The organism is Stenotrophomonas sp., assembly GCF_032103445.1.
Taxonomy (GTDB): Bacteria; Pseudomonadota; Gammaproteobacteria; order Xanthomonadales; family Xanthomonadaceae; genus Stenotrophomonas.
This window is the reverse complement of sequence record NZ_DAMDFR010000096.1, coordinates 1-10,252: the sequence shown is the minus strand read 5'-3', so window position 1 is coordinate 10,252 and position 10,252 is coordinate 1. Positions and strand designations below refer to the sequence as shown.

The 10,252-nt window shown below is 68.2% G+C and carries 10 protein-coding genes; 8 read left to right on the top strand and 2 right to left on the bottom strand.

From position 1 onward, the window contains the following. Positions 1-478, top strand: a 478-nt coding sequence (locus RT551_RS20145) for a hypothetical protein (RefSeq protein ID WP_313461812.1), incomplete at its 5' end; no start/stop codon positions are given. Between the two features lie 80 nt (positions 479-558). Further along, positions 559-2,160 (top strand): glucan biosynthesis protein D, encoded by a 1,602-nt coding sequence (locus RT551_RS20140; RefSeq protein WP_313461810.1) that lies wholly within the window; start codon positions 559-561, stop codon positions 2,158-2,160. A gap of 13 nt (positions 2,161-2,173) precedes the next feature. Here the strand turns inward: RT551_RS20140 and RT551_RS20135 are convergent, their stop codons facing one another. Further along, positions 2,174-2,794: a thymidine kinase gene (locus RT551_RS20135; protein WP_313461807.1), complete on the bottom strand. Its 621-nt coding sequence runs from the start codon at positions 2,792-2,794 to the stop codon at positions 2,174-2,176. A 114-nt stretch (positions 2,795-2,908) separates the two neighbouring features. Here RT551_RS20135 and RT551_RS20130 point away from each other — a divergent pair, with 114 nt between their 5' ends. Both RT551_RS20130 and RT551_RS20125 read left to right on the top strand, forming a co-directional pair. Continuing rightward, positions 2,909-4,885: a UvrD-helicase domain-containing protein gene (locus RT551_RS20130; protein WP_313461805.1), complete on the top strand. Its 1,977-nt coding sequence runs from the start codon at positions 2,909-2,911 to the stop codon at positions 4,883-4,885. Between the two features lie 74 nt (positions 4,886-4,959). Continuing rightward, on the top strand, positions 4,960-5,493 hold the full coding sequence (locus tag RT551_RS20125) for a GNAT family N-acetyltransferase (RefSeq protein ID WP_312316301.1): 534 nt from the start codon (positions 4,960-4,962) through the stop codon (positions 5,491-5,493). An 86-nt stretch (positions 5,494-5,579) separates the two neighbouring features. Here the strand turns inward: RT551_RS20125 and RT551_RS20120 are convergent, their stop codons facing one another. Beyond that, the gene (locus RT551_RS20120; RefSeq protein ID WP_313461803.1) at positions 5,580-6,236 is read right to left on the bottom strand and encodes a DUF480 domain-containing protein; all 657 of its coding nucleotides are present in this window, start codon (positions 6,234-6,236) and stop codon (positions 5,580-5,582) included. Between the two features lie 111 nt (positions 6,237-6,347). Between RT551_RS20120 and RT551_RS20115 the strand changes: the two genes are divergently transcribed. The 4 genes from RT551_RS20115 to RT551_RS20100 all read left to right on the top strand — a co-directional run bounded on the left by RT551_RS20115 (position 6,348) and on the right by RT551_RS20100 (position 10,081). Then, on the top strand, positions 6,348-7,265 hold the full coding sequence (locus RT551_RS20115) for a 5'-nucleotidase, lipoprotein e(P4) family (protein WP_313461801.1): 918 nt from the start codon (positions 6,348-6,350) through the stop codon (positions 7,263-7,265). Beyond that, entirely contained in the window at positions 7,262-7,981 is a 720-nt protein-coding gene (gene pyrF / locus RT551_RS20110; protein ID WP_313461799.1) for an orotidine-5'-phosphate decarboxylase, read from the top strand. The genes RT551_RS20115 and pyrF overlap by 4 nt, the downstream gene beginning before the upstream one ends. 214 nt (positions 7,982-8,195) lie before the next feature. Next, on the top strand, positions 8,196-9,032 hold the full coding sequence (locus RT551_RS20105; RefSeq protein ID WP_313461797.1) for a serine protease: 837 nt from the start codon (positions 8,196-8,198) through the stop codon (positions 9,030-9,032). An 80-nt stretch (positions 9,033-9,112) separates the two neighbouring features. Further along, positions 9,113-10,081 carry a hypothetical protein gene (locus RT551_RS20100; protein WP_313461795.1) on the top strand — a complete coding sequence of 323 codons (969 nt, stop codon included), beginning with the start codon at positions 9,113-9,115 and terminating at the stop codon, positions 10,079-10,081. Positions 10,082-10,252: the final 171 nt, after the last annotated feature.

Genomic DNA, 10,252 nt, shown 5'->3' with positions numbered 1-10,252 from the left:
GCTGGCCGCGCAGCGCGGCGAAGACGACCCCATGGTGCAGCGAGCGGACTGGCGCATGGCTGACATCCTCGGAGCCCGGGTGGACCCGGTGGATGCCGGGCAGCGCCTGGCTGGGCTGATGGCGCGTCCAGCGCGCGGCGGGCCCGAGGCCACGTTGCAGCAACACGCCGTCCAGCTGGCCTGGGCGCGCAACCTGGTGCGGTTGGGGCAGAGCGTGGAAGCAGAGCGCGTGCTGGCCCAGGTGGTGGCCGTACCTGGCAGCGATCCGCGGTCGCAGCAGCTGCGCTGGCGCGCCCGCCTGCTGCAGGGGCAACTGCGCTGCAGCCAGGCCCCGCCGCGTGGTCGCGCGGCCCTGCTCGAGCTGCGTGATGATGTGCGCAGGCTGCGACCGGAGGGCGGCCGGGTGGCGCGCAGCATCGAGCTGGCCCTGGGCGACTGCGGCGACAGGGCGCTGCACACGGTCGCGTCGCGAGACTGAACGCTCCCCATTCATCACAGCGGCGATTTAACGTTCGCGTGCCTATGATGGCCGGCCCTTATCTGCCTTTGCTGCCCTGCATGCAACGACGCGACTTCATCCGCAACGCTTCCCTGGCCCTGGCGGCCATTGGTTTTCCCGCGCTGCCGGCCTGCGCCGCGCAGGGCAACCAGGTGGGCCTGCGCCGCCTCGGCCAGCCGCAGCCGTTCGACTTCGCCACGCTCAAGGGCCAGGCCCGCGCGCTGTCCGAGGCGGCGTACAAGAGCCACCGGCGCACCCTGCCGGGGCCGTTGGAGGCGTTGGACTGGGACCAGTACCAGTCGATCCGCTACCGCCAGGACCACGCGCTGTGGGCCGACCAGCCAGGTCGGTTCCAGGCCAAGTTCTTCCACCTGGGCCTGTATTTCCACTCGCCGGTGCGCATGTTCGACGTGGTCGACGGCATGGCCCAGGAACTGGCCTATGACCCGGCCGCGTTCGACTACGGCAAGAGCGGTCTGAAGGGCAGCCACCTGCCCGCCGACCTGGGCTTTGCCGGCTTCCGCCTCAACACCCGCCAGGACACTGACCGCGACTTCGCCGCGTTCCTGGGGGCGAGCTATTTCCGCGCGGTCGGCAAGGAAGGCCAGTACGGCCAGTCCGCGCGCGGCCTTGCCATCGACACCGGCATGGACCGCCCGGAAGAGTTCCCGGACTTCATCGCCTATTTCCTGGAGCAGCCGGCCAAGGACTCCAACACCCTGGTGGTGTACGCCCTGCTGGATTCGCCCAGCGTGGCCGGTGCCTACCGCTTCGCCATCACCAACGGCGACGTCCTGCTGATGGACGTGGACGTGGCGCTGTATCCGCGCAAGACCATCGAGCGCCTGGGCATTGCGCCCTGCACCAGCATGTACCAGGTCGGCGAGAACGACCGCCGCATGGCGTGGGACTGGCGTCCGGAAATCCACGACACCGACGGCCTGTCGATGTGGACCGGGGCTGGCGAGTGGATCTGGCGGCCGCTGAGCAATCCGCGCCAGCTGCGTTTCAACATGTTCGTGGACAACAACCCGAAGGGCTTCGGGCTGCTGCAGCGCGACCGCAACTTCGACCACTACCAGGACGACGGCGTGTTCTACGAGAAGCGCCCGTGCCTGTGGGTGGAACCGAAGGGGCAGTGGGGCAAGGGCTCGGTGCAGCTGGTGGAGATCCCCACCGTGGACGAGACCTTCGACAACATCGTGGCGTTCTGGAACCCGGAAGCGAAGCCGCAGCCGGGCCAGGAAATGCTGCTGGGCTACCGCCTGTATTGGGGCGCGGAACCGCCGGCACGGCCGCCGCTGGCCCAGGCCGTGGCCACCCGCACCGGGCTGGGCGGGGTGATCGGCAAGAAGCGCGAGTACTTCTCGTGGCGCTTCGCAGTGGATTTCGAAGGCGGCGAGCTGGCCGCGCTGATCGACAAGGGCGAAGTGGAAGCGGTGGTGCAGACCAGCCGTGGCCGCACCGAGATTGTCTCGGCGCGTCCGTTGCGTGAGATCAAGGGTTACCGCGCCATGTTCGACCTGGTGCCGCCCGACAACAGCACCGACCAGATCGACATCCGTCTGTATCTGCGCAGTGGTGGCAAGACGCTGACGGAGACGTGGCTGTATCAGTACAACCCGCCGCCGGCGGGTGCGCCGGAGCGCACGTTGTATTGACCGGGTAACCGGATCAAATCGGTAATTGCGCCTGCGCCGGGTCTACCCGGCCTTCGCCGCGCGTGATCTTCTTGAACTCGGCCCGGCTTACCGACACGTAGCGTTCGTTGCCACCGATCTCCACCTGTGGGCCGTCCTGGACCGCGTGGCCGTGTTCGTCCACGCGCACGGTCATGGTGGCCTTCTTGCCGCTGTGGCAGATGGTTTTGATCTCCTGCATCTCGTCGGCCCAGGCCAGCAGGTACTGGCTGCCTTCGAACAGCTCGCCGCGGAAGTCGGTGCGCAGGCCGTAGCACAGCACCGGAATGCGCAGCTGGTCGACCACCTCGCTGAGCTGCCAGACCTGGCTGCGGCTGAGGAACTGCGCCTCGTCGACCAGCACGCAGCCCAGCGGGCCGTGCGCCTCCAGGTCCTGGCGGATCAGCTGCTCCAGATCGGTCTCGCGGTCGAACGCGATGCCGTCAGCCTTCAGCCCGATCCGGGAGGCCACCACGCCGCGCCCGGCGCGGTCGTCCAGGCGCGGGGTCAGGATCGCCACCCGCATGCCGCGCTCACGGTAGTTGTGCGCCGACTGCAGCAGCGTGGTGGTCTTGCCGGCGTTCATCGCCGAATAGTAGAAGTAGAGCTTGGCCATGGCGGGGATTTTAAACGGCTGGCGGGTGGTTGTTCAGTCTGGCTGTTCAGCCGGGCAAGCCCGGCTCTACGGGGCGGGCGACCCCGGTACAATGCCGGGCTCCACGGAGAAGGCATGCACGGTCTCAACCCCCCTCAACGCGCCGCGGTCCTGCACTGCGAAGGTCCCCTGCTGGTGCTGGCTGGCGCGGGCAGCGGCAAGACGCGCGTCATCGTGGAAAAGATCGCCCAGCTGATCGCCAGCAAGCGCTACCCGGCGCGGCGCATCGCGGCGATCACCTTCACCAACAAGTCGGCCAAGGAAATGCGTGAACGTGTGGGCAAGCGCCTGCACGGCGACGACGCCGATGAGGTGACCATCTGCACCTTCCACGCGCTGGGGTTGAAGTTCCTGCAGATCGAGCACGCGGCGGTGGGACTCAAGCGCGGTTTTTCGATCTTCGATGCCGACGACGCCACCTCGCATGTCAAGGACCTGATGTACGGGGCCAAGCCCGATGACATCGAGGATGTAAAAAACCTGATTTCGCGCGCCAAGAATGCCGGGCTGTCGCCCGAGCAGGCGATGGCGGCTGCGCGCAGCAACCGCGAGAAAGAAGCGGCCAGTGTGTACGAGCGCTACCAGCTGCGGCTGACCGCGTTCAACGCGGTCGACTTCGATGACCTGATCCGCCTGCCGGTGCAGGTGCTGGAAGAACACCCGGACATCGCGCTGGCCTGGCGCGAGCGCATCGGCTACCTGCTGGTCGACGAATGCCAGGACACCAACGACGCCCAGTACCGGCTGCTGAAGCAGCTGGCCGGCAGCGCGGGCAACTTCACCTGCGTGGGCGATGACGACCAGTCCATTTATGCCTGGCGCGGTGCCAACCCGGAAAACCTGCAGCAGATGGCGCGCGACTACCCCGCGCTGGAAATCATCAAGCTGGAGCAGAACTACCGCTGCTCCAACCGCGTGCTGCGCGCGGCCAACGCGCTGATCGCCAACAACCCGCACGAGCACCTGAAGAAGCTGTGGAGCGACCAGGCCGACGGCGAGCGCATCCGCGTGTGGGAATGCCGCAACAGCGAGCACGAAGCGGAAAAGGTCGCCGCCGAGATCTCCTATCTGGCGACGTCGAAACAGATTCCGTGGAGCGACTTCTGCATTCTGTTCCGTGGCAACTTCCAGTCGCGGCCACTGGAAAAAGCGCTGCAGCTGGTGCGCGCGCCTTACCACATCACCGGCGGCACCGCGTTCCTGGAACGCCAGGAAGTGAAAGACACGTTGTCGTGGCTGCGGCTGCTGGTGAACCCGGATGACGACACCGCGTTCATGCGGGCGGTGCAGTCGCCCAAGCGCGAAGTGGGCGCGGGCACGCTGGCCAAACTGGCCGAGCTGGCGTCGGAAAAGGACATGCCGATGGCGCAGGCGGCCGAAGCGCTCGGCGCACTGGCACAACTGCCGCCGCGCGCGGCCAACAGCCTGAGCCGCTTCACCGACATCCTGCGCGACCTGCGCGCCGGCATGCCCCAGCTCAGCTCCGGCGACCTGGTGCGCAAGCTGGTGAAGGATTCCGGGCTGGTTTCGGAACTGCGCAGCAGCTGCAAGGAAGAGTCCACCTACCAGCGCCGCCTGGGCAACCTGGAAGAGCTGGCGCAGTGGTTCGAGGGCGGCCCGCGTGGCGCGTCCACCGCCGACCTGGCCGCACAGCTGGCGCTGCTGTCGCGCAACGACAAAGACGATGGCGGCAACCAGGTGCGCATGATGACGCTGCACGCGTCCAAGGGCCTGGAGTTCCCGTACGTGTTCATCGTCGGCTGCGAGGACGGCGTGCTGCCGCACCAGGTCAGCCTGGACGAAGGCACCCTGCAGGAAGAGCGCCGGCTGCTGTACGTGGGTATCACCCGCGCCAAGGTGCAGCTGTGGATGAGCTACAGCAAGCTCACCCGCAAGTTCGGTGAGCATGTGCGGCTCAAGCCCAGCCGGTTCTTCGACGAGATTCCGGCCGAGGAGATGCAGCGCGATGGGGCTGATCCCGTCGCCGATGCGGCGCGCAAGAAAGAGCGTGCCAATGCTGGGCTGGCGGCTATCCAGGCCTTGTTCGACTGACGTAGTGCCGGGCTTGCCCGGCACCGCCGGATTCCATGCACAATCCATGGGATGTCATTACGCCTGGTACCCGCATGTCCGCCCTGATCCAGACCGACCGCCTGCACCTGCGCCTGATCGACCCCGATCACGACGCCGCCGACATGCTGGCCCTGCTCAATGAGCCGGGGTTCATCCGCAACATCGCCGACCGCGGCGTGCGCACGCTGGCACAGGCGCGTGACTACACTGCCGAGCGCGTGCTGGGCAGTTACACGCTCAATGGCTTTGGCATGTACGCGATCATCCGCCGCAGCGACGGTGCGTGGCTGGGCAATGCCGGGTTGGTGAAGCGACCGGAGTTGCCGGGGCCGGACATCGGCTATGCGCTGAAGGCGCAGTATGAAGGGCAGGGCTATGCGTTCGAGGCGGCACGCGGTGTGCAGCATTACGCCCGTGACCGGCTGGGGTATCCGGAGTTGTATGGCATCGTGGCCCCGCATAACGCGCGCTCGGCGGCGCTGTTGCAGAAGCTGGGGATGGAGCCGCGCGGTCGGTTGCGCCTGCCACCGCCGGTAGACGAAGAGGTGTTGGTATTCGCCACCCCGGGGGCGTTGGCGTTGGGGTGATTTGCGTAGGGACGCGCCATGCGCGTCCATCGCACACCGTCATCGTCCCGTAGAGCCACGCCCTGCGTGGCTGCGCGCTGCCAGAATCAACCGCGCCCCAGCAACTCCGCCACCTGCGCCTGCAGTTCCGCCACAGTCGCCTCCAGCTCAGCCACCCGCGCCTCCAACCCGGCATTCCCGGCACCGCCTGACGACGGCGCAGCCTTGTACGCCTCCGCCAGCGCCACCACATCCACCGGCCCACCCAGCAGGTGCATGAACCGGTCTTCGCGCTGGCCGTTGGCGCGCGGCAGCTGCACCGCCAGCCCGCGCTGGATCATCCGCTCCAGGTGGTGGCGCAGCTCGTCGGCGTCCTGGAACTGGAACAGGCGCTCGCTGCGGGTCAGCAGCTCACCGGTAGTCTGCGGCCCGCGCAGCAGCAGCAGACCCAGCAGGGCCAACTGCTGACGGGTCAGGTCCAGCGCGCTGCCGGCGCGGTGCTCGAAGCGCTCGGCCCGCGAGGAGAACTGCTGCCGGGCCAGGCCCAGCCCCTCCAGCTGGCGCAGCGCATGGTGTACGTCCCCGGCCGACAGCTGCATCACCGGCTCGCGCGCGGTCTTCTGGTTGGCCGCCACCTGGGTGGCATTCACGGTCAGCGGGTAGGCGTCCGGGGTGGTGGCCTCCTTCTCGATCAGGCAGCCCAGCGCACGGGCCTGGGCCGCGTTCAGCACGGGCAGGGCGGGGGTCTGGGTGTCGTCGTTCACGGGTGCGCTCCGGGGCGTTCAGGGGCGTGCAGCATAGCCGAGCCCCGCAGCGGCCATGAACCGCACGGCCTTACCCGGTAAACTGGCGCGAATCTGTTGCTGGTGAGCCACATGCGTCGTTCTGCTGCCGTTTCCCTGTCCGTTCTTGCCTGCGCCGTGATGGCGCTGAGCGCCTGCAAGCGCACCGAGACCCCCGCTGCTCCGGCCGAGGCCGCCCCGGCGGCTGCTGCGGCGAAGCCCGAGGCGGCCGATGCCACCGCCAACGACAACCTCAACGCGGTGCTGTGGATGCAGCGTTCGCAGGAATACCGCGCGATCACCGAGCAGACCTACCGCTCGGCCGCCGACCACCTGGACAAGGCGCTGAAGGAAGCCAACTGGGACGCACTGGTGCCGGAAGAACGCGGCAACGACGCCAAGGGCCTGAAGCCGGCTGTCGTGCTGGACGTGGACGAGACCGTGCTGGACAACTCGCCTTACCAGGCGCGCCTGGTCCGCGACGGCAAGGAATACGACGAAGTGACCTGGGCGCAGTGGGTCGCCGAGAAGAAGGCCAAGGCGATTCCGGGCGTGGTTGATTTCGCCAAGGCCGCCAACGCCAAAGGCGTGACCCTGCTGTATATCTCCAACCGTGCCGTGCACCTGAAGGAAGCCACCCTGGCCAACCTGCGCAGCGAAGGACTGCCGGTGGCCGACGACAGCGTGTTCCTCGGTCTGGGCACGGTAGTGGAAGGCTGCGAGCAGAACGGCAGTGAGAAGAACTGCCGCCGCCGCCTCGCCGGGCAGAAGTACCGCGTGCTGATGCAGTTCGGCGACCAGCTGGGTGACTTCGTGGAAGTTACCGCCAATACGAATGAGGCGCGCGACGCCCTGCAGCAGCAGTATCACGACTGGTTCGGCGAGCGCTGGTGGATGCTGCCCAACCCGAGCTACGGTGGCTATGAGCCGGCCCAGTTCAACAACGACTACAGCCAGTCGCGCGAGGCCCGCCATGACGCCAAGCGTGCTGCCCTGGACTACGCGCCGTGAGCCGCGCACCGCTGCCGCTGCGTGACGACGAGCGCCTGATCTTCGCCCTGGACGTGCCCGGCCAGGAGGAAGCGCTGGCCTGGGTCGACCGACTTGGCGATTCGGTGTCGTTCTACAAGATCGGCATGGAACTGCTGGCGTCCGGCGAGTACTTCCAGGTGCTCGACGCGCTGGCTGCACGCGACAAGCGCGTGTTCGTCGACCTGAAGTTCTTCGACATTCCCGCCACCGCTGCCGCCGTGATCAAGCGCCTGTCGCAGTGGCCGGTGAGCTACGCCACCATCCACGGCTGGCACCCGGCCATGATGGAAGCCTGCGCCGCCGCCAATACCAGCGACATGCGCCTGCTGGCGGTGACCGTGCTGACCTCGATGGGCCACGACGACCTGCGCGGCATGGGCATCGACCGCGAACCGGTGCAGGTGGTGGTCGAGCGCGCGCTGGCCGCGCAAGCGGCGGGCATCGACGGGGTGATCGCCTCCGGCCAGGAAGCTGCACCCATCCGCGCCGCGACCGGCACCGGTTTCTCCATCGTCTGCCCCGGCATCCGCCCCGGCGGTCCGGTGGGCGATGACCAGAAGCGCACCGTGGGCGTGGCCCAGGCCTTTGCTGACGGAGCCGATGCGATCGTGGTCGGTCGTCCGATCCGGTTGGCCGCCGACCCGCGTGCCGCCGCCCTGGCCATCCAGGACGAGATCCGCAGCGCACTGCGGTAGGGATAGTCCCACACGGCGGAACCACGTCCCGGTTCCGCTGTGAACCCGCATCCAGTATTGAATCCATCAATCGATCTGCAGGCCCGTCCTCGCCGAAAAACGAGACCGGCTTCGCAGTTCTGCGTGTGTCCTTTGCCGTCGAATCGACCCCGATCCCGCCCGCACCCACCCGGCGAGGCAAGGGTCGATTCCATTCTGCAAAGGAAGTTGCTGCATGCATCGCACTTACCGCCCGGCGCTGGTCGCCGCGCTGATCACTGCTCTGTTCCCGCTGTCGGCCCTGTCGGCCCCCGCCGTTCCGAACCTCCCGGCGGATACCGCCGCCCCCCGCATCATCGGCGGCCAGGATGCCGAGCCCGGCCAGTACCCCTTCATGGTCAGTCTGCAGCGCCTGCGCCGCGGCGACTCGGACCACCTGCGGCACAGCTGTGGGGCCACCCTGATCTCGCCGTCCTGGGTGCTGACCGCGGCCCACTGCGTGGACGACGTGCGCGCCAATGACCTGGCCGCGGCCACCGGGCTGCATACCCTGGACACCGCACCGCGCCGGCGCGTCTCCAACGTCAAGGCCATCCATGTGCATCCGGCCTACGACTCCACCACGCTGGTCAATGACGTCGCCCTGGTCCAGCTCAAGCGCCCGGTGAGCAAGGCGCAGACCGTCGATTTCCTGCTGGAAGGGGACGGCACCTACCTGCGTCCGGGGCGGTCGTTTACGGTTACCGGCTGGGGCGTGACCGACATGGACGCCGATGAGCTGCCCACCGTGCTGCAGACGGTGCAGGTGCCGTTCGTGGGCTTCAAGCAGTGCGCCCAGGCCTACCCGGACCTGCAGGCGGGCACCGCCATCTGTGCCGGCACCGAGGGCCGGGACAGCTGCCAGGGCGACTCTGGCGGGCCGCTGATGGTCCAGCGCAAGGGCCGTTGGACCGTGCTGGGCACGGTCAGCTGGGGCGAAGGCTGTGCCCTGCCGGGCCTGCCCGGGGTCTACGCACGGTTGTCCAACGGCCATGTGCGTGACTTCGTGCGGGCCACCTGGACCGGCGACTGAGTCGCCCCCGGACGGCGGCGCGGTAGACGCCGCCGTCCACCTCGCGGCAAGATGCGGACCGGTCCGGGGAGTCCGAATTCATGTCCATGCCGTTGATGCCGGGGCGCTGCCGCCACTGGGTGTTGTCGCTGTCGTTGTGTGGGGTGGTGGTGCTGGCAGGCTGCAAGAAAGACGCCATTGATCCGGCCGCGCCTGCGTCCGAACCGGTGGCGGCATTGCAGCAGCTGGCCCGCCATGTCGCCGATGATGACCTGGTGGCCTACGCCCGCGCCTCGGTGCCGCCGGCGCAGTACGCCCGGCTCGAGGCCGCGTGGGCGGCCGGCCACAGCCGCTGGCCGCTGACCGAACTGCCGCTGGACGGCCAGCTGCTGCCGCTGCTGGCCAACCTGTCGCAGCCGGATGCCCCGCAGCGCCTGCAACGCTCGTTCAAGGCGCAGATCTCCGGGCAGGCCACCGGCGTGCGCCAGGCGGCGCACTCGATGGGGCTGTTCGGGGTGCAGTACCTGCGCAATCAGGCCGACTACAGCGAGGAAGAGCGCGCGCACTACGTGCAGCTGGTGGAAGCGCTCAGCCGCTGGGCGGCGGCGGCACCGCTCACCGACAAGCAGCGCGCCACCACCACGATCACCCTGCTGACCGCCACGGCCAGCACCACAGGGCTGACCACCGACGCCCAGCTGCAGGCGGCGGGCATGGAGCAGAGCCTTCGCCAGCTGGGACCGTTCCTGAAGGCGGTCAAGACCGCGCTGGCCAGTTATGGCCTGCCGTTGGACACCTCCCTGCGCGAGGTGCGCGGCGAGCTGGTCAGCCAGGACGGCGACACCGCCGTGGTCCATATCCAGTACCCGCTGGCCAGCGAAACCATCGACGCGCAGGTGCGCATGACACGCCGCCAGGGCCACTGGTACCTGACCCGGGTGCTGGAAGACACCGACGCCCTGCTGGCCGCCGCCGATGCCGCAAAAGCTGAACAGGATGCGGCAAAAGCAGCCGAAGCAGAGGCCGCCGCCAGCGTCAAGGACGATGCTTCCGCACCGGCTAAGCCATAATGAAGCCGATGCCGAACCAGAATTCCCTGCCTTTCCCCGGCGAAGAGCCGCCCAAGACGCCCGTTGATGGGACGTCGCCCGACACCGCACCTGTGACCCCGGCCACAGCCGAGGCTGCACCGGTGGACGCCGAGCCGGCCGCCATCGTGCCCGGCCCGCGCGCGCCGCAGG

Bases quoted from the DNA above. Each gene is read 5' to 3' on its own strand.
- RT551_RS20140 (WP_313461810.1), top strand. From the start codon at position 559: ATGCAACGACGCGACTTCATCCGCAACGCTTCCCTGGCCCTGGCGGCC.
- RT551_RS20100 (WP_313461795.1), top strand. From the start codon at position 9,113: ATGTCCATGCCGTTGATGCCGGGGCGCTGCCGCCACTGGGTGTTGTCG.
- RT551_RS20105 (WP_313461797.1), top strand. From the start codon at position 8,196: ATGCATCGCACTTACCGCCCGGCGCTGGTCGCCGCGCTGATCACTGCT.
- RT551_RS20115 (WP_313461801.1), top strand. From the start codon at position 6,348: ATGCGTCGTTCTGCTGCCGTTTCCCTGTCCGTTCTTGCCTGCGCCGTG.
- RT551_RS20130 (WP_313461805.1), top strand. From the start codon at position 2,909: ATGCACGGTCTCAACCCCCCTCAACGCGCCGCGGTCCTGCACTGCGAA.
- RT551_RS20135 (WP_313461807.1), bottom strand. From the start codon at position 2,794: ATGGCCAAGCTCTACTTCTACTATTCGGCGATGAACGCCGGCAAGACC.
- RT551_RS20125 (WP_312316301.1), top strand. From the start codon at position 4,960: ATGTCCGCCCTGATCCAGACCGACCGCCTGCACCTGCGCCTGATCGAC.